At 64.8% G+C, this 22,816-nt stretch carries 26 protein-coding genes; 15 read left to right on the top strand and 11 right to left on the bottom strand.

The genetic code is table 11. The annotated features are described in order from the left end of the window. Window positions 1-2 precede the first annotated feature (2 nt). Genes AB0I57_RS05895 through rpmF form a run of 3 tightly spaced genes read left to right on the top strand, consistent with a single transcriptional unit; the run spans window position 3 to window position 1,711 of the window. Complete coding sequence (locus AB0I57_RS05895) at window positions 3-1,268, top strand: GTP-binding protein (RefSeq protein WP_358331134.1); 1,266 nt, start codon at window positions 3-5, stop codon at window positions 1,266-1,268. Beyond that, complete coding sequence (locus AB0I57_RS05890) at window positions 1,265-1,534, top strand: type B 50S ribosomal protein L31 (protein WP_358331131.1); 270 nt, start codon at window positions 1,265-1,267, stop codon at window positions 1,532-1,534. The genes AB0I57_RS05895 and AB0I57_RS05890 overlap by 4 nt, the downstream gene beginning before the upstream one ends. A gap of 3 nt (window positions 1,535-1,537) precedes the next feature. Next, window positions 1,538-1,711, top strand: coding sequence for a 50S ribosomal protein L32 (gene rpmF / locus AB0I57_RS05885; protein WP_358331128.1), 174 nt, complete (start codon window positions 1,538-1,540; stop codon window positions 1,709-1,711). Window positions 1,712-1,812: 101 nt separating this feature from the next. On the opposite strand, the gene AB0I57_RS05880 is transcribed toward rpmF, so the two are convergent. Then, window positions 1,813-2,376 carry an NAD(P)H-dependent oxidoreductase gene (locus AB0I57_RS05880; protein WP_358331125.1) on the bottom strand — a complete coding sequence of 188 codons (564 nt, stop codon included), beginning with the start codon at window positions 2,374-2,376 and terminating at the stop codon, window positions 1,813-1,815. 104 nt (window positions 2,377-2,480) lie between these two features. Here AB0I57_RS05880 and AB0I57_RS05875 point away from each other — a divergent pair, with 104 nt between their 5' ends. Together AB0I57_RS05875 and AB0I57_RS05870 are read left to right on the top strand one after the other, a co-directional pair. Further along, window positions 2,481-3,080: a TetR/AcrR family transcriptional regulator gene (locus AB0I57_RS05875; protein WP_358331121.1), complete on the top strand. Its 600-nt coding sequence runs from the start codon at window positions 2,481-2,483 to the stop codon at window positions 3,078-3,080. Window positions 3,081-3,130: 50 nt separating this feature from the next. Further along, window positions 3,131-3,901, top strand: a complete 771-nt coding sequence (locus tag AB0I57_RS05870) for an META domain-containing protein (RefSeq protein WP_358331118.1) — start codon at window positions 3,131-3,133, stop codon at window positions 3,899-3,901. A gap of 11 nt (window positions 3,902-3,912) precedes the next feature. Here the strand turns inward: AB0I57_RS05870 and AB0I57_RS05865 are convergent, their stop codons facing one another. Beyond that, window positions 3,913-4,464 carry a nucleosidase gene (locus AB0I57_RS05865; RefSeq protein ID WP_358331115.1) on the bottom strand — a complete coding sequence of 184 codons (552 nt, stop codon included), beginning with the start codon at window positions 4,462-4,464 and terminating at the stop codon, window positions 3,913-3,915. Between the two features lie 300 nt (window positions 4,465-4,764). Here AB0I57_RS05865 and nadE point away from each other — a divergent pair, with 300 nt between their 5' ends. Next, window positions 4,765-5,604: an ammonia-dependent NAD(+) synthetase gene (gene nadE / locus AB0I57_RS05860; RefSeq protein ID WP_358331112.1), complete on the top strand. Its 840-nt coding sequence runs from the start codon at window positions 4,765-4,767 to the stop codon at window positions 5,602-5,604. A gap of 4 nt (window positions 5,605-5,608) precedes the next feature. Continuing rightward, window positions 5,609-6,385 carry an NAD(P)H-binding protein gene (locus tag AB0I57_RS05855; RefSeq protein WP_358331109.1) on the top strand — a complete coding sequence of 259 codons (777 nt, stop codon included), beginning with the start codon at window positions 5,609-5,611 and terminating at the stop codon, window positions 6,383-6,385. A gap of 9 nt (window positions 6,386-6,394) precedes the next feature. Here the strand turns inward: AB0I57_RS05855 and AB0I57_RS05850 are convergent, their stop codons facing one another. Together AB0I57_RS05850 and moaA are read right to left on the bottom strand one after the other, a co-directional pair. Then, window positions 6,395-6,649, bottom strand: a complete 255-nt coding sequence (locus tag AB0I57_RS05850; protein ID WP_358333201.1) for a MoaD/ThiS family protein — start codon at window positions 6,647-6,649, stop codon at window positions 6,395-6,397. Between the two features lies 1 nt (window position 6,650). Then, window positions 6,651-7,706: a GTP 3',8-cyclase MoaA gene (moaA, locus tag AB0I57_RS05845; protein ID WP_358331106.1), complete on the bottom strand. Its 1,056-nt coding sequence runs from the start codon at window positions 7,704-7,706 to the stop codon at window positions 6,651-6,653. 97 nt (window positions 7,707-7,803) lie between these two features. On the opposite strand from moaA, the gene glp reads away from it, so the two are divergent. The 4 genes from glp (at window position 7,804) to AB0I57_RS05825 (ending at window position 12,037) form a co-directional block, all read left to right on the top strand. Continuing rightward, window positions 7,804-8,988, top strand: coding sequence for a gephyrin-like molybdotransferase Glp (gene glp / locus AB0I57_RS05840; RefSeq protein WP_358331103.1), 1,185 nt, complete (start codon window positions 7,804-7,806; stop codon window positions 8,986-8,988). Continuing rightward, a complete protein-coding gene (moaCB, locus tag AB0I57_RS05835) occupies window positions 8,985-9,959 on the top strand; it encodes a bifunctional molybdenum cofactor biosynthesis protein MoaC/MoaB (protein WP_358331100.1) in 975 nt (324 codons plus the stop codon). The genes glp and moaCB overlap by 4 nt, the downstream gene beginning before the upstream one ends. Continuing rightward, window positions 9,952-10,365, top strand: coding sequence for a molybdenum cofactor biosynthesis protein MoaE (locus AB0I57_RS05830; RefSeq protein WP_358331097.1), 414 nt, complete (start codon window positions 9,952-9,954; stop codon window positions 10,363-10,365). Before moaCB ends, AB0I57_RS05830 begins: the two co-directional genes overlap by 8 nt. Window positions 10,366-10,690: 325 nt before the next feature. Continuing rightward, the gene (locus AB0I57_RS05825) at window positions 10,691-12,037 is read left to right on the top strand and encodes a DEAD/DEAH box helicase (protein ID WP_358333198.1); all 1,347 of its coding nucleotides are present in this window, start codon (window positions 10,691-10,693) and stop codon (window positions 12,035-12,037) included. On the opposite strand, the gene bluB is transcribed toward AB0I57_RS05825, so the two are convergent. From bluB to AB0I57_RS05810, 3 genes are all read right to left on the bottom strand, one after another. After that, window positions 12,034-12,693: a 5,6-dimethylbenzimidazole synthase gene (bluB, locus tag AB0I57_RS05820; protein WP_358331094.1), complete on the bottom strand. Its 660-nt coding sequence runs from the start codon at window positions 12,691-12,693 to the stop codon at window positions 12,034-12,036. The two genes, AB0I57_RS05825 and bluB, sit on opposite strands and share 4 nt — an antisense overlap. Continuing rightward, a complete protein-coding gene (locus tag AB0I57_RS05815; protein ID WP_358333195.1) occupies window positions 12,690-13,736 on the bottom strand; it encodes a GTP-binding protein in 1,047 nt (348 codons plus the stop codon). Before AB0I57_RS05815 ends, bluB begins: the two co-directional genes overlap by 4 nt. An 84-nt stretch (window positions 13,737-13,820) precedes the next feature. After that, window positions 13,821-14,663, bottom strand: coding sequence for an alpha/beta hydrolase (locus AB0I57_RS05810; protein WP_358331091.1), 843 nt, complete (start codon window positions 14,661-14,663; stop codon window positions 13,821-13,823). Between the two features lie 64 nt (window positions 14,664-14,727). Here AB0I57_RS05810 and AB0I57_RS05805 point away from each other — a divergent pair, with 64 nt between their 5' ends. After that, window positions 14,728-15,213 carry a MarR family transcriptional regulator gene (locus AB0I57_RS05805; protein ID WP_358331088.1) on the top strand — a complete coding sequence of 162 codons (486 nt, stop codon included), beginning with the start codon at window positions 14,728-14,730 and terminating at the stop codon, window positions 15,211-15,213. A 355-nt stretch (window positions 15,214-15,568) separates the two neighbouring features. Here the strand turns inward: AB0I57_RS05805 and AB0I57_RS05800 are convergent, their stop codons facing one another. The 3 genes from AB0I57_RS05800 to AB0I57_RS05790 form a co-directional block, all read right to left on the bottom strand. After that, complete coding sequence (locus AB0I57_RS05800; protein WP_358331085.1) at window positions 15,569-15,775, bottom strand: hypothetical protein; 207 nt, start codon at window positions 15,773-15,775, stop codon at window positions 15,569-15,571. Between the two features lie 101 nt (window positions 15,776-15,876). After that, the gene (locus AB0I57_RS05795; protein ID WP_358331083.1) at window positions 15,877-16,638 is read right to left on the bottom strand and encodes an alpha/beta fold hydrolase; all 762 of its coding nucleotides are present in this window, start codon (window positions 16,636-16,638) and stop codon (window positions 15,877-15,879) included. Between the two features lie 496 nt (window positions 16,639-17,134). Continuing rightward, the gene (locus AB0I57_RS05790) at window positions 17,135-18,472 is read right to left on the bottom strand and encodes a YncE family protein (RefSeq protein WP_358331080.1); all 1,338 of its coding nucleotides are present in this window, start codon (window positions 18,470-18,472) and stop codon (window positions 17,135-17,137) included. A 452-nt stretch (window positions 18,473-18,924) separates the two neighbouring features. Between AB0I57_RS05790 and AB0I57_RS05785 the strand changes: the two genes are divergently transcribed. Genes AB0I57_RS05785 through AB0I57_RS05775 form a run of 3 tightly spaced genes read left to right on the top strand, consistent with a single transcriptional unit; the run spans window position 18,925 to window position 20,710 of the window. Beyond that, the gene (locus tag AB0I57_RS05785; protein ID WP_358331077.1) at window positions 18,925-19,308 is read left to right on the top strand and encodes a hypothetical protein; all 384 of its coding nucleotides are present in this window, start codon (window positions 18,925-18,927) and stop codon (window positions 19,306-19,308) included. Further along, the gene (locus tag AB0I57_RS05780; RefSeq protein ID WP_358331074.1) at window positions 19,305-20,177 is read left to right on the top strand and encodes a TIM barrel protein; all 873 of its coding nucleotides are present in this window, start codon (window positions 19,305-19,307) and stop codon (window positions 20,175-20,177) included. Before AB0I57_RS05785 ends, AB0I57_RS05780 begins: the two co-directional genes overlap by 4 nt. A gap of 2 nt (window positions 20,178-20,179) precedes the next feature. Further along, entirely contained in the window at window positions 20,180-20,710 is a 531-nt protein-coding gene (locus AB0I57_RS05775; RefSeq protein WP_358331071.1) for an alpha/beta fold hydrolase, read from the top strand. 135 nt (window positions 20,711-20,845) lie between these two features. Here AB0I57_RS05775 and AB0I57_RS05770 read toward each other — a convergent pair whose 3' ends face one another. Beyond that, on the bottom strand, window positions 20,846-22,618 hold the full coding sequence (locus tag AB0I57_RS05770) for a GMC family oxidoreductase (protein WP_358331068.1): 1,773 nt from the start codon (window positions 22,616-22,618) through the stop codon (window positions 20,846-20,848). Window positions 22,619-22,816 lie beyond the last annotated feature (198 nt).

Below are 22,816 nucleotides of genomic sequence, written 5' to 3'. Positions count from 1 at the left end.
TAATGACAATCATTTTCGAAAGGTGCTCGACTGTGGCTGTGAATCCGGAGGGCCGCACACCGCTGGTCGTGGTGAGCGGACGAAGTGGGCCGGTGCACGCGACGGCGCGGTCGTTCCTCGACGACCGGGAGGCGTCCACCGTGGTGGTGCGGCACGATCTCGGCGATCTCGGTCAGGGCGTCGTGCACCGGACCCTCACGACAGGGCCGGTGGATGCGCGGGAGGTGACCACCGAGGTGCTCGAACTGGCCCACGGCTGCGTGTCCTGCACGCTTCGCCACGACCTGCTGCCGCTGCTGCGGAGGCTGCACACGCGCAGCTCCGTCGACCGCATAGTTCTCGAACTCGACTCCACGCTCGAACCCGAAGCCGTGTGCTGGGCGGTCGAACATGTGCCGGTGGTCGGAGTGGTCGGGCAGATCGACGGTCCCGCCGGCCGGGACGTCCGCATCGAAGCGGTCGTGACCTGCCTCGATGTCGAGCCGTGGTGGGAGGCGGTGACCAGCGAAGAGGACCTCGACGACGACCGGACGGTCGCTCAGGTCGCCGTCGGGCAGGTGGCGTTCGCCGATGCGCTCGTCGTCGACGACTGCGCCGCAGATCCCTGGCTCACGCACAAGGTGTCGGCGGTGCTCACCAGGCTCGTACCCGGCGCCCCGATCTCAGCAGTGACCGACGGTCCTGCGCTGCTGTCACGCGTCGGCGCCGATGCCCGGCGCGGCCGCGTCGACGGGGTCCACTCGCCGCTGCTCCGAGGCCGCCCACCCCTCGACACCGATCAAGGCGTCGCACTGGTCGAGTTCACCGCGCGGCGACCGTTCCACCCCGGACGTCTGCACGAGGCGATCGACGTCCTGCTCGACGGCGTCGTCACCGCGCGCGGCAGGCTCTGGCTCGCCACCCGGCCCGACATCGCGCTGTGGCTCGAATCCGCCGGGGCAGGACTGCGGGTGGCCGCCGCCGACCGTTGGCTCGCCGACATGACGGACGACGAACTGCTCGACGTCGATACCGAGCGGCGCGCGCTCGCCGCCGTGGGCTGGGACGAGCGCTTCGGCGACCGGGACACCTCGCTCGTCGTGCTGGTCCACGACGTCGAACCGGAGGAAATCACCACAGCGCTCGACTGGGCACTGCTCACCGAGCGCGAACTCGCCGACGAGCAGTCGTGGTCCACCTGGGAAGACCCATTCGGCGAGTTCCATACCGATCCGTGTGCCGACATGCCGCTCGGCGCCGTCGACGAGAACGGAGAGATCGCATCATGAAACCCGGCATCCACCCCGACTACCGACCCGTCGTCTTCCGGGACGCCGCCACCGGCACCGCCTTCCTCACCAGGTCAACGGCCCGGACCGAGCAAACCGTGGAATGGGAGGATGGGCACACCTACCCGCTCGTCGTCGTCGACGTCACCAGCGCATCCCACCCGTTCTGGACCGGCGCGGACCGCTTGGTCGACAGCGAGGGTCGCGTCGAGAAGTTCGAGCGCCGCTATGGGCGTCGAACGCCTCGCGGGACTCGGGGGGTCTGAGCGATGGCGGTACCCAAGCGGCGCATGTCGCGCGCCAACACCCGCAGCCGTCGCGCGCAGTGGAAGGCGTCTGTACCGGACTTGGTGACCGTCACCGTGGATGGACAGGTGTATCGCGTCCCGCGCCGACTGGTGCGCGGCATCCGACGCGGCATGATCGATCCGTCGCGCTTGTAACCGCGCACGCGAGTGAAGACTCGATATGGTTCGGGACGCCGTCGACGCGGCCCTCGATCGGGCCGGCCTCCAGCGACGACGGCGTCCCCGTCAACCAACCGTCAGGCGTCGACCAACTGCCTTGTGGCGTCCACGAGGCTGACAACGACCTCAGCAACCTGCTCCGCCACCTCGCGGTTCTCCTTCGGATGGCCGCCCGCGAACTTCTCGCCTGTCCGGCCGATGGCAAGAGTTACGTCTTCGAGCACTTTGCCTCCGGCGATTCGGGCAGCTTTGCGGGTGTCCTGATGCGCCCACTGCGCGCCGTTGGCGCTGGGTGAGGCACTGATCACAGCGACCGGCTTGCCGTGGATCGCACCGGAGCCGTAGGGGCGGGACATCCAGTCGATGGCGTTCTTCAGTGCAGCCGGGATGGTGCCGTTGTACTCCGGAGTGACGAGCAACAGAGCGTCTGCTCGACCTGCGGCCTCACGCAACGCCTCTACGGCCGGAATCGGCGCCGCGCCGTCAATGTCCTCGCTGTAGAAGGGAACGTCGCCGAGTCCGTCGAAGATGGTCACCTCGACGCCCTCCGGGGCAACGGAGACGGCAGTTTCGGCAACCTGGCGGTTGACCGAGGCGGCACGCAGACTGCCGACGAGTGCGAGAACGGTGGTCTTTGACATCTGTATATCTCCTTCTGGGTGAGGCGTTGGCGGCTCACCACCAATGCATACGCCATAAACGGACCATGGTCCACTTATATTCCCGACAACAGTAAGATGGACAAATGACCAGCAAAACGCGCCTTCCCCAGATCGGAATCGGCCCTCCCGAACGAGGCGACGCCGCACGAAACCGGCGGCTTCTCCTAGATGCCGCCGCGTGCCTAGTGGCCGAACGGGGCGTCGACGCCGTCACGATGGACGCCGTCGCCGCCGCGGCCGGTGTGGGCAAGGGCACCGTGTTTCGGAGGTTCGGCAGCCGGTCGGGTCTCATGCAGTCACTGCTCGACCACACCGAGAAGGAGATGCAACAGCGGTTCATGTTCGGACCGCCTCCGTTGGGCCCCGGGGCCGACCCGGTCGATCGGCTGATCGCCTTCGGACACGCGCGGATCGCAATGGTGGAGGTACAGGGCGAAGTGCAACGGGCCGCGGAGACCTCCCCCGAAGTCCGATTCGCGGTCCCGGCCCGGGCCGTCTCGATCACCCATGTGATGTCACTACTGCGCGCCGCTGGGGTGGACGCCGACCTGGAAGTTCTTGCCTGTTCGCTCCTCGCCTCCCTCGAGGCCACTCTCGTACTCCACCAGATGCGCGACCTCGGAGTCTCGATCGAGCGACTTCAAGCTGCCTGGGAAGATCTGATCCGACGCGTTGCCCGATGATCGACCTGAAACCACACAACTCGTCCAGCCGCGTTGTCTAGCCTCGCAGAATGCGTACTACTGCCGCCGTCCTCGGGCTCTTGACCATCGCCTCGCTCTCCGCGTGCAACGCGGACGAGCAGGCCTCGGAGGTGGGCCCGACGGGTCGCACCTTCGTCTCCACCTCTGTCGCGGGCGACCCCATTCCTGGCGGCGGGCCACTCATGGTCAGGTTCACCGACGCCGGGCGTATCTCGGTAGACGCGGGATGCAATCAGGGCAGCGGCTACGTCGATCTCGCCGACGGGAAGGTCGTGGCGGGCCCCCTCGTCATGACCGAGATGGCGTGCCTCGGCGAGACCGCGGGTGCCGACGCCTGGGTAGTCAGTCTTCTTGACGCGCAACCGAATTGGACCCTCGACGGGCACACATTGACCCTGACCACGCCCACCACGTCCGTGACGCTGACCGACAAGCAGGTTGCGCCGGACCGGCCCGTCGTCGGAACGACCTGGACGGTGACCGCACTGATCGGTTCAGGCGCGATCACGACAACTCCGGCGCTGGAGAAGGTCGCACCTCAATTACTGATCGCCGAGGACGGTTCAGCCTCCGGGTTCACCGGGTGCAACCAGATGATCGGGACCGCGGACGTGCAGAAAAGCTCGATCACGTTCGGGCAGTGGGCCACGACCAAGATGGCATGCGAACCCGACGTGGCCGAGATCGAGCGTGCGGTGCTCGCCGCGTTGAGCGGAAAGACGGAATACAACGTCCAGGCGGACACGCTGCACCTGACCCGCGCAGACGGGACCGGGCTGACGCTGCGAGCTGCGGACTAGGGTGCTGCCAACTAGAGCGCCTCGAGCCACTTGCCGAGTTCCCGAGCGCTCCCATCGATGAGGTCGGGCCAGGACAATGCCTCCTCGTCTGCTTTGTCGGTGACGTGCCTGACCAACCGGCATCGCGCACCAACGTGGGCGCTGGCATAGGCGATGGAGAAACCCTCCATGTCGACGAGGTCGGCTCGGGCGGCAAGCGCATCGCGCACAACGGGGTCCGACACGAACACGTCCCCGGTCGCGAGTACGGAACCGTCGCCGTCGGGCAGGTGGAGGACGTCGGTGACTTCGTGTCCGAATCCTCGGAGGACCTCCGCGCTGAAGTCGTGGTTCAGCACGGTCGACGGTGTGAACAGGCCGGAGCCGTGCTCATGCAACGTGCCGCAGGTACCGATGCTGATGACGAGAGGTTTTTCTGTGCGCGGATATTCAGCGAGCTTGGTCGCCGTTGCCACGGCGGCCGCCACCTTGCCCATTCCGGTGATCAGGACCTCGAAATCCGCTGGTACATACGCTGCCTCCGGCTCGGTGGCAACAACCACCAGAATCTTGGATCGGCTCATTTCCGCGACTGTACCCGGCGCTTGATATGGCCGCTAGCTACATTTTCGCTATCGCAACTGCACGTGCAGATCCTCGAGCAGCTCGCTGACGGGCCACCGAACGAAGCGGAAGGTCCATTCGGATACGTTGCGCCCGAGCCGGGCTGGCAGCACGCTGTGCGGTCCAAAAGGCCGCGAGCGACTTACCGAGTCGCCGGAAACTGCAATCCATTAGCTCGAGCCAGTCTGTCCGCATGTTGGATCGGCTCGTTGTCGCGACCGTACTCCGCGCTCGACACAGTCCCTAGCTACAGTTCTTTCATGGCGAATCTACGCGCGCAGATCCTCGAGGAGCTCGGTGCCCGGCCCACCATCGACGCGGCGGACGAAATCCGTCAACGCGTGCAATTCCTGAAGGACTACCTGCTGTCGACCCCTGCCAAGGGGTTCGTTCTCGGCATCAGCGGTGGCCAGGACAGCACCCTCACCGGTCGCCTCGCCCAGCTCGCGGTGAACGAACTCCGCGAGGAGGGCCACGACGCCGAGTTCATCGCTGTTCGACTGCCTTACGGCACACAAGCGGATGAATCGGACGCGCAGATCTCGCTCAACTTCATCAAACCCGACCGGTCGGTGGTCGTGAACGTCAAACCCGGTGCGGACGCCACGGCGACGGAGTCATCGGAAGCGTTGCGCAACGTCCTCGGCGACGGCGGAGAGTTGCGTGACTTCGTTCGCGGCAACATCAAGGCCCGTGAGCGGATGGTGATCCAATACTCGATCGCAGGCCAGCTCGGCTATCTCGTCGTCGGCACGGACCACGCGGCCGAGGCGATCACCGGGTTCTTCACAAAGTTCGGTGACGGAGGCGTCGACGTCACTCCACTCACCGGTCTGTCGAAGCGGCAGGGCGCCGCGCTGCTCCGCGAACTCGGCGCTCCCGAGAGCACGTGGAAGAAGGTGCCGACCGCAGACCTCGAAGACGACAGGCCCGCGCTCCCCGACGAAGAAGCGCTCGGCGTGACGTATTCACAGATCGACGACTACCTCGAGGGCAGGGAGGTGCCCGATGGCGTCGCAAACAAGATCGAAACGATGTTCCTGAACACCCGACACAAGCGCACGGTCCCAGTGACACCCCTCGACACCTGGTGGCGGTGACGCTGTGGTGCAGGCACTGGTCGTGGGCGGCACCGGCGTAGCCGGAAGACAGGTAGTCAAGGAGTTTCTCGCCCGCGGGCATTCGGTTCGAGTTCTGACCCGCCACGGGGGTGCGCCGGGAACCGACGTCGAGCACTTTCAGGGCGATCTCGTCACAGGTGTTGGGCTCGCCGAGGCCCTCGACGGCGTCGATGTGTTGGTCGACACCACCGACGGCAAGACCCGCGGCACCCGTTCTGTGCTCGAATCGGGTGCAAAGAACCTGCTTGCCACCGCTGACGGTGCAGGTGTCAGACGCGCCGTCCTGCTGTCCATCGTCAACGTCGATCTGGGAGGGTTCGCGTACTACCAGGCAAAGCGACGGCAGGAGTTGGTATACGAAAATTCGCCGATCGACACGTGGATCGTGCGGGCCACGCAGTTCCACGAGTTCATCCCCATGATCGCCGGGCCGGCGAGCCGGGCAGGGCTGATTCCGGCGTTCACGAAGACCAGATTTCAGACCATCGACACCCGCGACGTCGCCCACGCCCTCGTCGACGTCGCCCTGTCCACTGAATCAGCGCCGGAAGACCCGATCACGATCGGAGGTCCGGAGGTCCACACGGCCGACGACCTGATCAAGAAGTGGAAGAAGGCCTCGGGCTCGCACGGGCTCGTGACGAAGTTCCCGCTACCAGGCGCACTCGGCAAGTTCCTCCGGGATGGGTCGAACCTCGTCCCCGACAACAAGTTCGGAACAATCACCTTCGATCAGTGGCTGGCCGAATCAGCTCGCTGATCGCTCGCCCTAACCGCCCGCAAAGGGCGGCAGGACATCCACCTGTGCACCTGCCGGGCGAGTCAGGTCGCGCGTCAACTCGGAATCCACGAGGAACGCGGCAACCGACAGAACCCGCTCCATGTCGGGCCCGTACTTTGCAAGTAGTGCGGATTTCACCTGGCCGAGATCGGCCCTCGCCGGGAGTTCGAGAGTCTCACCGGTTCGCCCAGCGGCGTCAGCCGCGGCCGCGAAGTACCGGACCGACACGGCCGTCACCGACATCTCAACCACCGATTGCTCCCATACTGCGTTGCGGTGGCGCGAAGCCGTCCGCGTTGATCCCATGGCCTGCCCACTTGTTCCACATCGCGCCACGCCATAGCTGCGCCAGTTCCTCGTCGTCGGCGCCGCCGCGCAATGCCGCCCTCAAATCGATCTCATGATCACTGAACAGGCACGACCGTACCGTTCCCTCGGCGGTAAGCCGGGTGCGGTCGCAATCCGAGCAGAACGATCGGGTGACCGAAGCAATTACCCCGACCGTTCCGGGACCGCCGTCCACCAGCCACTCCTCCGCCGGCGCCGAGGGGTCCTCTCTGCCGTGTTCCGACAGCGTGAACCGTTCGCCGAGTACGGCCAGCACTCGGTCGGCGGTAACCATGTTCTCGCGCGCCCATTCGTGATCGGCATCGAGCGGCATCTCCTCGATGAAGCGAAGCGCAACACCCTCATTCAGGCACCACTCGAGTAGATCTGCTGCGCCACCGAGCATTTCCGGCATCAGCACCGCGTTGATCTTCAGCGGACCGAGGCCCGCGTCGGCGGCGGCACGAATCCCGGCGATCACCGAGGGCAGCCGGTCGCGCCGTGTCAGTCGCGCGAAGTGCTCTCGGTCGATCGAGTCGAGGGAGATATTGATCCGGGACAGGCCCGCCCGCGCGAGCTTGTGGGCGCGATGTTCCAAACCGATAGCATTGGTCGTCATCGCGAGGGGTACTTCAGGAGCGCGTTCGGCGCACCCGGCGACAATCCGCTCGAGATCGGGGCGCATCAACGGCTCTCCCCCGGTGAACCGCACCTCCCGCACACCGAGGCGGTGGACCGCGATGTCGACCAGCCGCACAATCTCTTCAGCCGTCAGCAGGTTCCGTACCGGTATGGGAGGTAGACCCTCCTCGGGCATGCAGTATGTGCAGCGCAGTGAGCACTTCTCGGTAATGGAGACACGCAAGTCCCGCGCCACACGACCGAATCGATCGACCAGTTGATCGACGTCCGGTCTGTCATCGATCGGTGCCGACGACGGCATCGCCGGAACACCCAACGCTACCGTCGTCATCGAGCTGCCTATACCCTCCACCGGTCCAGTATGCCGCGACTGGGTTGTCGCTGTCCGACCGCCGCCTAGGATTGATAACCATGTCCGGAGGAATTTCATGACCGCGCGGTCGGTCGAGGATCATCGCCGACACGTTGCCGCGCTCTTGGCCGCTCTCCATACGCGACACGCCGAGGACGTCTCTCTCGGCGATGCCCTCGGTCGAGTCCTGGCCTCGGACGTGCATTCGCCTGTCGACCTGCCGCTGTTTCGCAACTCTCAGATGGACGGATACGCAGTCGATGCGGCGTCCATCCGCGTTGTACCCGCGGTTCTGCCGGTACGAGGGGTGATCGCGGCAGGACCCGTCGATCCTGCTTCCCATGTTCCGGGCACCGCCTATCGGATCATGACGGGTGCCCCGATCCCTGACGGTGCCGATGCCGTCGTCCCTGTCGAGGACACCGAGACCACTGACGGACAGGTCCGAATCACTCGGGCGCGGCACGCAGGCGAGTACGTTCGCGAACGCGGCAGCGATGTGCTGGCGGGCACCCTCCTGCTCGCCTCCGGTGAAATCCTCGCGGCCCGACACATCGCCGTACTCGCCGCGGTTGGGCTACAACACGTTCCGGTGCGTACGCGCCCCCGTGTCGCCATCATCACCACCGGCGCCGAACTCGTGGATGCCGGTAGCACGCTGAAGCCGGGTGAGATATTCGACTCCAACGGCATCGCGCTGGCGTCGAGCGTGCGCGCAAACGGCGCGGAAGTGGTGTCGATTGCCCGTAGCGGCGACGACCCTGCCGAGTTCCAAAAGCTCCTCGCCGAAGCAACCACCGCTGCCGATCTAGTCCTGACATCAGGTGGGGTGTCGATGGGTGACTTCGAAGTCGTAAGGGATGCGCTCACTTCGCTGGGCGCCGAGTTCGGCCACGTGGCAATGCAACCCGGAGGCCCCCAAGGCACCGCTGTGGTGGACGGCGTTCCGGTACTGAACTTTCCCGGGAACCCCGTGAGCGTACTCGTGTCGTTCGAAGTCTTCGCTCGTCCCGAGATCCGCCGCGCGGCGGGACTCCCGTTGATAGAGCCGGAGGAACTGCCGCTCGCGACGGCAATCACTTCCATTCCCGGTAAACGGCAGTTCCTGCGTGCCCGCCGCACCGACTCCGGGGTCGAACTAGTGTCCGGCCCCGGTTCTCATCTCGTCGCCGCGATGGCATGGGCGGACGTCCTGGTCGACGTTCCCCCTGACGTCACCACGCTCGACGCAGGCCAACTCGTGAAGGTGATTCCGCTATGAGCGAACTGACACACCTCGACAATGATGGCCGCGCCCGCATGGTCGATGTGAGTGCGAAGACAGATACGACTCGAATAGCCGTGGCTGCAGGACAATTGGTCACGAAACCAGAGGTAGTCAAGTTGGTTCGGGCCGATGACCTCCCCAAAGCCGACGTTCTCGCGACGGCCCGGATCGCCGGGATCTCCGGGGCGAAGAAGACGTCCGAACTGATTCCCCTGTGTCACCAATTGGCGCTGTCCTCGGTGAAGTTGGAGTTCGGCTTCACCGACACCGCAATCACCATCGAAGCCACGGCGAAGACGAAAGGCCCCACCGGCGTCGAGATGGAGGCCCTCACTGCGGTGGCTGTAGCCGGGTTGACTCTGCACGACATGGTCAAGGCCGTCGACCCCGCCGCGACACTCGAAGGCATCCGCCTTCTGACCAAGGAAGGCGGTAAACGCGGGCATTGGACGCGCGAGAGCCCGACTTCCGAAACTCCTTCGGTCTCAGCGCGATCTGCGGCAGTCCTGGTCGCCTCGACCGGTAGTGCAAGAGGGACCCGAGAAGACACGACGGGCCCTGTCATCGCCGCATGGCTGGCGGAGCGTGGCTTCACCACCCGCGGCCCGCTTGTCTATGCCGACGCCGAGATCGCCTCGGGCCTGGCCGACGCACTGTCCGGGAACCCTGCGCTGATCATCAGCACCGGTGGCACCGGTGTCTCGCCGACCGATGCCACCCCGGAGGCGACGAGAGCCGTACTCGACCGCGAACTGCCCGGAGTCGCGGACGCCATTCGGAACCGCGGAACCGAGGCGACGCCGCACGCATCTCTGAGCCGCGGACTCGCCGGTGTGGCGAACGGCACAGTCATCGTGAATCTCCCTGGTTCTCCCGGTGGTGTCAGGGACGGGTTGTCCGTACTCGATCCCATCGTCGACCACCTTCTCGCCCAGGTCGCGGGTGGAGGCGTACACGATGAGTGATCTCCTCGCCCAGATCTCGGACCAACCTCTCGATCCCGGTGCCGTCGATGCCGCGGTGGCGGGGCCCGAACACGGTGCCGTTGTGGTGTTCACCGGTGTTGTTCGCGATCACGATGGGGGTCAATCCGTTTCGGCGCTCGAATACCAGGCCCACCCGGAGGCCGAGCGCTTCCTTCGCACCATCTGCGATGAAGTGGCGGCCTCGACCGGCCTACCGGTAGCCGCGATTCACCGGGTGGGATCTCTCACAATCGGTGACCTGGCGGTAGTTGCTGCGGCCGCCGCTCCCCACCGAGCAGAGGCCTTTGCCGCATGCGCTGAGCTGGTGGAACGCATCAAACACGAAGTACCGATCTGGAAGCGCCAGACGTTCGCTGACGGCGCCTCGGAATGGGTCGGCCTGTGAGCACAGGGTCGGGCTATCCGCCTACACCGGGTACAGTCTCCATCACTAGGTGACCAAGACGGTCATCCAGCGTCGTAGAACGCATTCAGTTCGGTAATCCGAGTCCTGTGGGATGTGTACCCGCATCCGCTCTTCTTACGGCGAAAACTCGTGCCGCCCGGCAACGCCGCCAATCTGTGCTCGAACCGACGGACACTTTCCGCGTCGGCCTTTCGGGCACACCCTGTGCTGAGAAAGGCCTGACTACTTGTCTGATGCAACTCCGCCCGCCACTACTGCCACCCCCACCACGACTACGTTCGCAGCCCTCGGAGTCCGCGAACCACTGGTTCAGGCCCTCGCTGCCCGTGGGGTCACCTCTCCGTTCCCCATTCAGGTCGACACCCTTCCGGATACCCTCGCGGGCCGCGACGTACTGGGGCGGGGAAGGACCGGCAGCGGCAAGACGCTCGCCTTTTCCATTCCAATGGTGTCCCGCCTCGCAGGTGAACTGTCGGGCGGAAAGCGCCGCCCGGGGCGCCCGATCGGCCTTGTTCTGGCTCCCACCCGAGAACTCGCGACGCAGATCAGCACCACCCTCGAACCCTTGGCCGCCGCGTACGACTTGAGAGTCACCACCATCTTCGGCGGCGTCTCCCAGAACCGCCAGGTGAGCGCACTCAACGCCGGCGTCGACATCGTCGTCGCCTGCCCCGGCAGGCTCGAAGACCTGATGAAGCAGAAGTTCTTGACACTCGACGCCGTCGAGATCACGGTTCTCGACGAGGCCGACCACATGGCCGACCTTGGCTTCCTGCCTGTCGTCACCCGCATTCTCACGGCCACTCCCCCACAAGGGCAGCGATTGCTGTTCTCCGCCACCCTGGACAATGGAGTGGACAAGCTCGTCAAGCGGTTCCTGAAGAACGAGGTGCTGCACTCGGTCGACGAGGCGAACTCACCTGTCGCGACGATGACGCATCACGTTTTCGATGTCGACAGCGTCGATGCCAAGCGCGAGCTCGTCGAGCGCCTGGCCTCCGGCACCGGGCGACGGATCCTGTTCATGCGCACCAAGCACCAGGCCCGCAAGCTCGCTCGTCGGCTCACAGAGTCAGGTATCCCGTCGGTGGACTTACACGGCAACCTGTCGCAATCCGCCCGCGACCGCAACCTCGCATCGTTCTCGTCGGGCGAGGCACGCGTGCTGGTGGCTACCGACGTCGCGGCACGCGGAGTGCACGTCGACGACGTGCAGTTGGTCGTCCACGTCGATCCCCCCGCAGAGCACAAGGCCTACCTGCACCGCTCCGGCCGTACGGCCCGCGCAGGCAGCGCCGGCGACGTCGTCACGGTCGTACTGCCGGAGCAGCGCCGGGATCTTGCCGTCCTCATGCGCAAGGCCGCGATCGACGTGACGCCCATCCGCAGCACAGCAGATTCGGCACACGTGCTCGAGTTGGTCGGCGACATCGCCCCACACGTAGCCCCGGCCCCGAAGACAGCTGCGGCTGCCAACGGCGGCGGACGGGGCCGACGTCGGAACGGCGCCCAGGGCGGACGGGCACACGGTCAGGGTGGCGGGGCCCGTCGATCCCGCTCGGGAGGAGCGGGGCGAACACGTGCGGGCACCGCCGTCGGCGGCGGAACTCACACCGCGTCCGCCCGAGGCTCACGCAGGCACCAGGGCTAGAACTTCTCGAAGTGGATGGCGTCGGCCAATGGCCGGCGTCCCCGCCACCCGAATCTCTCGAGATCCGGCACCTGCTGGAACTCGGCGACATCGCCCACGCACAGCCATGCGATGGGGCGTACCGGCTCCGGGATCTTCAGCAGTTCGGTGAGGTAGGACTCGTCGTAGAACGACACCCAACCGATGCCTACGTTCTCGGCAACCGCTGCGAGCCAAAGGTTTTGGATCGCGAGTACCACCGAGAACAGACCCGTATCGTCGATCGTGTGCCTGCCGAGGATGTGTTGTCCGCCACGACCACGGTCGTACGTGACGACTACGCCCATTCCACTCTCGCGAATGCCCTCGATCTTTATCGCGTCAAATGTCTTCTTGCGCTCTTCGGGCAGTGACTGCGCGAAGCGCAGGCGTGCATCCGCCACGTGGTCGGCGAAGCTGTGAAGAGTCGCGGGGTCTCGAACCACGACGAAATCCCAGGGCTGCGTGTTGCCGACGCTGGGTGCGCTGTGGCCTGCGCCCAGGATGCGCTCGAGGACATTCTCGGCGATCGGCTTCCCGGTGAACTCCGCCCGCACGTCCCGGCGACGACGGATCGCATCGTAGACGGGCAGTCGGGGCTCGAGGTTCGATTCAGCACTTTCCGCGAACTCGGTCACGCCGTCACCGTATAGCGGTGAATACCGAGCATGGCGCCGGGGTCCGACTCCTCTCCGGACGACACGACACAGCGCGAGAGCTGGGTTCGGACATGTTCGGCATCGACGTCGACGCCAATGAGAACCAACCTGGTGGAGCGATCCTCACCGGGCTCCCACCGTGTCGACGCGAACCGGATGTGCGGTCCGACAGTCTGCACCTCGAACTTCCGCGACTGTCCGGGCACAGCGAAGTGGACGAACCCCTTGATACGGTAAATCCCTACTGGCCTCCGCTCGAGGAACTCGACCAGTCGCCGTGGATCAATCGGTTCTGCCGACTCGAAATCGACTGCCTCATAGGATGAATGCAGATGATCGTGGCAATCGTGGCCGTCGAGGATGTCCGGCTGATCCAGTAGCAGCTGGTCGAGGGTCAGTTGCTCCCCCGCCGAGGGTTCGCGACCAGGCTCGCGGTCGAACAGCAGGGCGGGCTCGATCCGACCGTGCGTGGTGGCCAGCACAGGCGCGCGATCATTGTAGTCGCGCACCATCGCCAGCACAGCGGCGCGAAGCCCCTCGTCGATCCGATCCGTCTTGTTGAGAACCACCAGATCGGCGAGTGCCACGTGTTTGCCGAGCTCGGGATGTTGCGCCGACATCTGCTCGAACTGCTCGCCGTCGACCATCACGACGAGTCCGCCGAACACGACACGTGGGTTCTTGCTCCCGAGCACCAGCCGAATCATGTTGCGTGGCTCTGCAAGTCCGCTGGCCTCAACGATGATCACGTCGATCTGCGAAAGTGGACCAGCCAGGCGGTCCAGCATCTCGTCCATATCGCTCACGTCCACCGCACAACACATGCAACCGTTGCTGAGCGACACCATCGAATCGACCTGACCGGCGACCATCATCGAATCGATGTTCACGGCCCCGAAGTCGTTGACGACGACGCCGACTCGCACACCACGGTTGTTGCGCAGCACGTGGTTGAGCAGTGTGGTCTTCCCCGAACCGAGAAATCCGGCAACGATGACGACGGGGATCCGCTTCTTCGCCAACGCCGCAACCTCCATGGAACCTCGATGAGCTACCGGCCGCCCATACTAACGCCCGGCGCACGTCGGCGCCCCGCCCGCTGCGGGTCAGCCTGCGGCGTTCAGAATTGCGGCGTCGACCGCGGCGGACGCGACCATCGGCAGCGCATGGTGCGTTGTTCCGCGGACCGTCGTGACGGTCGCCGATGGAACCCTCCGGCGCACGTTCTGGGCCACTCGCCCAATATCGTGCGCCCGGCTGTTTTCAGCCAGCACCACCGTGGTGTCTACGGTCAACCCTTCCAAAGCAAGGGCGCTCGGCCGTCGTGGCACGACGAGGTTGGTGCGGCCGAACGTTGCCGCCCCTAGCGTGATGACGTCGAGCCATCGTTCGTCTACACCGGCGCCGGCAAGCTCCCAGTCGACAAGGCTCCGTTGCCTCTTCTCCGTCGGCCTGATCAGCAGCGGGACCGCACGAAGCAGGTATCTCGGGCTCATTCCGGCAAAGCAGGACGTCGGGTCCAGCAATACCAGCTTGTCGACGCGGTGAGCATCGTGCAGCGCGTACGCCAGCGCGATCATCGCTCCGTACGAGTGACCCACCACGGTCGCCGAACCCGACTCGAAGTAGTCGAGTATCGCGTCCAGCCAGACGAACAGGTCGTCGTCGGTACGAAGTCGTGCGCCCTTGTTCACGCTGCGGCCCACATCGCCCATTACGTCGACCGCGTAAACCCGGTGCCGGTGAGCCAACGCCTCGACGTTGTTCACCCATACCGTCGACGTCGCACCGCCCCCGGGCAGCAACAGGATCGGAGCCCCCGACTCCGGACCGCAGACGTTGACGCGCGTTGGTCCGAACGGCGTCGGCACGTCGACCGCAGTCGCCTCCATGGGCCAAGAGTCCAGCAACAGGTCATACGCGTGGAAGAAGTCGTCAACGGCCGCCATTCGCCCTCCAGAGTTTATCTCGATCATCGAGATACTAGACAATCAAAGGAAGCCGCGCAGTAGATTGCATTCCGTGGACCTAGACGAAGGCGTACAGACCGTGCACCGACTGCGCGCACTGGCAGTCGAGCTGAATCTCCTCGGCGCCGAGTTCGCACACATGAACGGGCTTCACACCACCGATCTCCGCGCCCTCATCTGCATCCTGGACGCGGAGCGCGCGGGCCGGGCTGCCACGCCTGGCCTGCTCGGCAGCCAACTCGGCATCAACTCGGCATCTGTCACCGCACTTCTCGATCGCATGGAGAAGGCTGATCTGATCCGTCGGGACCGAGACCCAGACGACCGGCGCAGATCGTTGCTTGCCGTCACCGCCCGGGCCGTCGAAATCGGTCAGACGTTCTTCGGGCCACTCATCACCCGGATCGGCTCTGTTCTCGACAGCTTCGATGCAACCGAGCAAGCCACTATCTCGCGGTTTCTCGAAGACGTGAACCACGCGGTCGCCGTCGAACGCCAGGCCCGCAGTCAGCAGACAGAAGATTCCTGATCGAGATCTCGGAGCTCGTCGGAGTGAACCACTGCCCGCCACGAAGCGGATCAACGGCACCGAAAGAGAGTTCGGGGAACCCTACAGCACCACAACACATTTGCGCGTGCGTCACTGGCCGCCACCGGCCGAAGGGCAGCCACACGGCGGGGTCCGAGTCGTCTCGCCACATTGCCTGCAGAAGTGCGTGCGATGCCCGCCGTTGATCGACGTTGTGCACCCGCACACCTCCCACCCGACAAGGCACGAGTTGGGGGCCAGTTCGTGCCCGTTTGGACATCGACGCGGTGCGATTTCAGTACTTGCCGCCACGACACGAATCTACTCCGCTCGAACATATGTTCGATAATGCGAACTACATGTAATTTCCGGGCGACTCCTGCTGCCCATCGGCCCGTTCCACCAGGAACCAACTCCCAGGGGCGTAGATCAGCTCCTGTGCGGCACGGACAATGACCAACGCTCCGGACTCGTGGATGCTGTAGGTGTCGTCATCCCCGAAGTCGGTGACCGCAAAGTCGGCCAGCTCGTCGAATGATCGATGCGTCACGGTGAATGCCATGACGCCAGTGTCCCACCCGGATAACGAAATGAAGGGGAATCAATGGGCTGAGCCTCCCGTTCGCGTCGCGTGCGGGTGAGGAAACTTTGTGGAAACCCGGTTCATTCCTCGACTTGGTTGATGCGATCCGCCAGCCACTCGCAGTAGGTCCGGGTACTGCCTGGGTAGCAGCGCAGGTGATAGGACGTGTGTTCGCCGTTGAGGTAGCCCTTCACCCCTGAAATGGCCCGCGTGTACGCCCGCCAAACCTGTGGGATGTTGCGCCAGTCCCGGATGGTCGCCTGCCAGCGTCGCGTCCGGAGCCGGTCGAGCAGGTCCTCAACCCAGGCGTGCGGGTCGGCGAGGGAGAATGCGGTCGACTGGTCGGCGATGGTGCGCAAAGGCGAATCGGGTGGGCAGCAGGTGATCACGTCGGCAGGATCGGCAAGCTGCCAAACGGGGAACGCTACCGGGATGATTCGGCGGCCGGCGATGCCCCACCCGCTCGCGGTGGCATTGACGACGTTCATGGGGTGGCGGAACGGATCCGAAATCAGCCCCACACCGCGCAGGTCCAGACCGGGGTGATTGCCCCAGCTGATCTCGGCAGCCACGTGGCCGGCCAATGCCGCACCGGCCGAGTAACCCACGAGAACAACCGGATTCGGGTCATCGGCGATGTTCTCCAGCAGCATCTCTCGGCCGGTGCGCAGCGCCTCGTCGAACGACACACCATGCGGGTCAGGCACCGGCCCGTAGCTGGCCTCCCACGGCACGGCGACGACACGGAACCGCCTCGGGTCCAGGAGTTGCGTCACATTCGCCAGCATCGGGGACGGGAAGGGCTCACCGACACCCCGGCAGGTAAGCACGGTAATGGTCATCGCTGACCGTGAGGGTGGAACGTTCCTCGACGTGCAGCGCCGGTCGTCCGGCGCAGCAGCACGGCTGTCACGGGGCAGATCCAGCCAACGCAGATGCCGTTCGCTGAAGCCGGTTCACATGCCTGGTAGATCTTGTCGACAACTCATCCCCCCAATCACACGGCTGCTTCCGTCCGACGCAACCTAGCATGTGAGCACGACAGCATCGGGGCAATGCGACAAGGGCATTTGTTGCCAGTCACCAGCTGGACGCAACATCATGTGAACAGCGTCAGCGATTACGGCCGGCCTCGACGAACGGTGTGTGTGGTTCGCCGATCAGCCTCGGGGCCTTTGGATCCCGCCGAGCACGCCCTCCAGGGGACGATGATGGTGCGTACTCCCTTGCGGGGCAGCCACCAAGCCATGGCGCAGCCCCGTCGAGACGAGAAACGTGGTCACCGGGCCCCGTGAGGACCGACTTTCTCGACGGGGCCACACAAGCGTTCGGTGCCTCCTACGATCCCGAGAACCCGAGCGATCCCAAGGACCCCGTCGAAGGTGTGTCCGTGATATCGAGGGCTACGGACAAGTGAACGTCTCCGCCGATGCCGTTACCCGCGGAGACGACGAATGCTGATGGCCCAGCGATCGTCGGGGTGCCGGACAGAACACCATCGGCGCTGAGGGTCAACCCGTCGGGCAGGTCGCCAGCGATAACGGTGGTGGTTGCGCCGGGCCGCCCGGTGAGGGTAAAGGCGTACTCGTAGGGTTGCCCGACGGCCCCGGCCGGGGGTGTGCCGGTCAGAGTCGGTGCCGTGTCGATCTCGAGGACCGACACGGAGCTGTCGCTCTGGTTGGTGACGTAGGCGCCGGTGCCGTCGGGGGTGAACGCCACCGCGCGCGGACCGTTACCAACGTCGATGGTGGTGAAGGTGTTGGCCACCGTGTCGATCACAGACACGGTGTTGGCCAGATAATTGGTGACGTAGGCGCGGGTCCCGTCGGGGGTGATCGCCACCCCTTGCGGGGCTACCCCTTCCGGGTCGTCACCGGCGTTGATGGTGATGGTGACGGTGTTGGTCGCGGTGTCGATTACCGACACCGAGTTGTCGCTGGAGTTGGTGACGTAGGCGTGACTTCCGTCGGGAGTGATCGCCACCTCGACCGGACCGTCGCCGACGTCAATGATGCCGGCGATGTCGTTGGTCGTGGTGTCGATTACGAACACTGAGTCGCCGAACTGGTTGGCGACGTAGGCGCGGGTCCCGTCGGGGGTGATCGCCACCCCATACGGGCGGAGGTCGGCACCGAAGTCGATCGTGTCGGTGACGGAGTTGGTGGTGGTGTTGATTACCGACACCGTGCTGTCGTGAAAGTTGGCGACGTAAGCGCTGCCATCTGGGGTAATCGCCACCCCATACGGGTCGCCGCCGACCTCGATGGTGCCGGTGACGGAGTTGGTGGCGGTGTCGATCACCGACACCGTGCCGTCCGACCAGTTGGTGACGTAGGCGTCGGTGCCGTCGGGGGTGATCGCGATCCGGGACGGGACGCTGCCGACCTCGATGGTGCCGGTGACGGAGTTGGTGGCGGTGTCGATGACCGACACCGTGCCGTCGCCCTGGCTGGTGACGAAGGCGCGGGTGCCGTCGGGGGTAATCGCCACCCCGACCGGACTGGCACCGACCGGGATCGTGGTCTCGACGGTGTCCGCCTGCGCGGCCGGGCCGGCCGTGAGCATCAGCCCCGCCGCGAGGATGGCGGCCGGTCCCGTCGTGCGTCGTCGTCGCGTACGGGCCCGGGCTCCGGGGCCACTCTCAGGTCGGGCCGGATCAATAGTGTTGTGAGGCATCGTGATCGGGCTCCTTCTGCCAGTTTGTAGACACGGACGGGGCACAACATCGCTGCCGGCGCAGCACCCGCAGGGTGCAAGACAGGAACCGAATGGTCCCCGACGCAGATGCGGACTATACGGAATATTCGGACGAACGTCCGGATCGACACGACTGCCAGTGGGCGTCCGCAGGCAGTCGTGTCGTTGAAGTGATAGGCCATGACCCTTGCATGACGCCAGCGGTGGTTCTCACGACGCCCCGGCTGACGATTCGTTCCACGGGCCCTCCGGGGCGCGGACCCCTCTGCCAACGCGACCGGATGCCGCACAGGCCCCTATACGAATCAAGCCCATGGAACATCCGCCAACATCACAGCACTCGGGCGGTACTCCGCGCTCGGGTACTTACGATCTGATTCGTCTACTCTCGACTGAGATCGCGATGGGCGTCGGATGACGGGAGCTCGGAGATGACCCAGCCATTGAGAATCGCGTCGATTGGCGTGGGACGGATAGCACAGGTCGCTCGCCGCCCCGCGATCGACAAGACTGTCGACGTGCCAAGCGAGCTCTCGGAGGACATTGAGCTGTTCGGCTCCAGTGGCGCTGTACGCGTTGATATCCCGTTCCCCGTCCACAAGAAGCCCTCAGATGTCATCGCCTACCACCAAGGGCGATACACCTCACCGGCAACCGATAGCGGAGACGCGTACGACCGCCAGCTAGAGGGCTCCGCCGGCACAATTAGAGAGAACCTCGAACCTGGGTCCAACGCCGTTGACGGGCTCGCCGCGGTGAAGGCCATCGAGGCCACCCACTCGTCGGTCGCGGCTGGTACGGCGGTGGCGCTATGAGTATCGGCACCTCTGGACCACTGACCGCCCGCCTGGGGATCTTCGCCCGCACCTTCCCCCGCCCGGCTTCCGGCGCGGTCCTGGCCGACGTCAAGGCCGCCGGATATGCGCTTGCCCACTGGAACTTCGCCGCCACCGGTCACTCGACCCTCGGCAGCGACGTGACCGAAGACGACGTCACCGAGGTCCGCACCCGCGCCGAGGAACTGGGCCTGGGTATCCCCAGCATCTCGGCTACCTACAACGTCGCCGACCCCGACGCCGAGAAGTGCCGGGAGCACACCGCGCAAGCCGTGCGCCTGATCGGAATGACCCCACTGCTCGGCGTCGACGTCGTGACGCTGTGCACGGGCACACGTGACCCACAAGACATGTGGCGGGCCCACCCCGACAACACCACCTCAGCAGCCTGGGATGACCTGCGCCGCGCGCTCGATGCACTGCTGCCGGCCGCTGCCGACGCCGGCGTGCGCTTGGGGATCGAACCCGAGCCCGGCAACATCGTGCGCGACGCCCATGCTGCGGCCCGCCTACTCGACGAACTCGGAAAGAACGCACCCGTGGGCATCATCTTCGATGCCGCCAACCTGCTGACACCTGACACAATCGAAGACCAGGAACACATCCTCAGCGAGGCCGCCGAACTGCTGGGCCCCCACGTCGTCGGGGCTCAGGCCAAAGATGTCGTCGCTTCCGGGTATTCCGCTCCGGGCACCGGGGCGATGGACTATCACCTTGTGCTGCGGCTGCTACGACGGATGCCCGCGGTGCCGCTTATCGTTCAGGACACCACAGCCGACGACGCATCCAGAGTGCACCATGACTTGGTGGCCTGGGATGCCGAACTCAACGACACAGGCACACCATGAGGATGCGTAGCCCACCACTGGCCACATACATCGCTGGTACCGGAACACCGGTGCTGTTACTGCACGGCCTCGGCGGCAATGCCGACCAGTCCTTCGGACTTCTCCCCGCCGATGCCGACTACATGCGCATCGCCCCAGAAATGCCCGGCCACGGACACACCGACTTACTCGAAGGCGAACCGCTGAACTTCCGCACCTTCGCGGTCCACACCGCCGACTGTCTCGACGCGCTGCGCACCAAAGGCGGCATCCCTAGCCGTCCCCTCCCGGTCGTCGGTGTATCCATGGGGGCGGGCGTTGCTCTGGCACTGGCCAACTACCGCCCCGGACTCGTCGCGTCGCTGACCCTGGTACGCCCGTCATGGGCCGACACCGCCCCGCCGCCACATCTGACCGCGTTCATCGAGGCGTCTTGGATACCTGGCGCCGACTACGGCCAGCTGCCGGTCAAGACACTTGACGCCTCCCAACACACCGCCGTACTGCAGGATCGAGTTCGGCAGCACATCGGTGGGGTCTCTACTCATGAGTGATGACCGGCCCGGCGGGAGGAGTCGATGGCGGCCCGCTCCAACGAGGGCGCAAGTTGCCGACCGCCGGTGACATCGCTACCCGCATCCCGACAGGCCAACTACGCCATTACATTTGCAGACAATGTGAGTGTGCCGCTATCCGTGCCACCTCGAAGCCAGTATTTCACCCGCCCTCTCGGCGACGGCCATGATCGTCCCTACGGGGTGCGCCGCAGGAGGCACCGGCATGAGCGATGCATCGGCGACGGCGACGTTCTCCGTCCCCCGAAGAATCAGAGTCTGGGGGTCGACGCCGCCGGGCCCTTCCGACAGTCGGGCCGTCCCACCGTAGTGGTTGGTGATCAGCCCGCTGTAGTAGACGTCGTCAACGGGTGACGGACCCGTGACGTACGTTCTCACGTCCGCGAGGCTGTCGGGATCGAGGTTCGGGTGGCTCGGGCTCCCCGGACCGAATCCGATCGACAGCGCCTGGTCGTTCTTGAAGAGTTGAATCATGTCGTATACAGCCTGGGCCATGAGGTCCGCGTCCTCGTTGCCGTCAGGGGTATCGGGCAGATAAATGCCCGGTTCGCAAACATTACCGCTGGCGTCGAGCGCGACGATCCCGCGTGTCTTCGGATAGAGCAGCATCACATGCGCCGAGAATGTCTTCGGACCATAGTACGGTCCGTCCTTGGGCAACGGCCCTTGCGGGTCGAGGAATATTTCGATGTCGGGCATGGCGGATCTGTGCCGATAATTGAGAATCGATACAGGGAGATACTGCGCATACGGACCACGCCCGTCTTCGAGATAGGCTTGCAGGTCGTCACTATTCGCAGCGTAGTTCGCGTAGTTGTAGGCCAGATAAGGAATGTCCCCGTCATAGTCGTACGCGACCGTCGACATGACATGGTCGTATAGTCCGACACCTACGAGCGGATTATCGATGCTGAACGTTCTCGACGGCCCCTCTGGGAATATCTCGGCTTCTCGGCCCACCGGCCCGATACCACTCGAGTACAGAATTTTCGGCGTGATCAGCGCTCCAGCCGCCATGACGACGAATCCGTCACTCTTTAGATGCGCGGTACCGTCAGTCCCCGCAATATTCTGGTCGAGTGCACCCCGATTTGTGTAATGGACAGCGAGCGCCTTACCCGAAGAGTCGAACTCAATATCGTTCGCTTTGGTGAACTGCAGTATCTCGACCCCCTCGGCGGCTACGCCCCCGGGGTCGATATCTGCGAAATCTTCGCTGATCGGGCTGCAGCGCCGACCGTTCGCAGCCGCAACGTATGGTCTGCTATATACGCCCCCGGCGAACGGGTTGCTCGTATCCCCCTCGATCCAACCGTTTTGCTCATAGAGTGGGTGCACGATCTGCGCCGGGACGGTGTTGTACGGGACGCCGTCCGTGGATGGCGTGTCCGTGACGTTGAACCTCTTCCTTACGCGATCGAAGTGAAGTTCGAGATCGGCCCAGCCCCACCCTGGCGGCCACTCGGCGTCGAAGAGATCGGGCGGATTCGTCTGAAAGAGCATGCCGTTGACTTGCGAATTACCGCCGAGTCCGGTGTATTGAACCGTAAACGGAGTGTCCGTCAGGGTGTACGGTTCGCCGGCAGGTAAGAAGGCGAGATTCGAATATTCGCCCGGCACATCGAACACGGTGAGATCCGTTCTGCCCTCCGGGACCCACGCGGGATAGTCCGCCCCGCCAATGAGCGCCGAGGTCGGACCGCCGGCCTCGATTATCAAAATTCTGCGCCGCCCACCGCCGACTGACTGGAGTTTCGCCGCGACGATCGCTCCAGCTGTGCCACCGCCTATCACCACCGCATCGTATTCGCCATCCGCACGATCAACGCACCCGGCACTCAAACCCAACAACCCGAGCGCGAGACCCGCACGTCCTGTGCCCTTCAAGAATTCGCGCCTCGTGACCGTCGACATACCATCCCCAATTCTTGACTGTGCCAGGTTGATGTTGAGTACCTGGTCCGTCTTCACCTGGGCCGAGGCGCTGCGCTTCCTCAAAGCCGCCAAACATCATCGACTGTACGCGATCTGGGCGCTGGTGATGAAGTTGCGCCGCCGGTCACACTCTGACTTTCCCTGCGCCAT

The sequence above is a fragment of the Rhodococcus sp. NPDC049939 genome (genome assembly GCF_040656415.1).
GTDB lineage: Bacteria > Actinomycetota > Actinomycetes > Mycobacteriales > Mycobacteriaceae > Rhodococcus_F.
The sequence above is the reverse complement of the archived record's forward strand: the minus strand, read 5'-3'. Positions and strand labels throughout refer to the sequence as shown.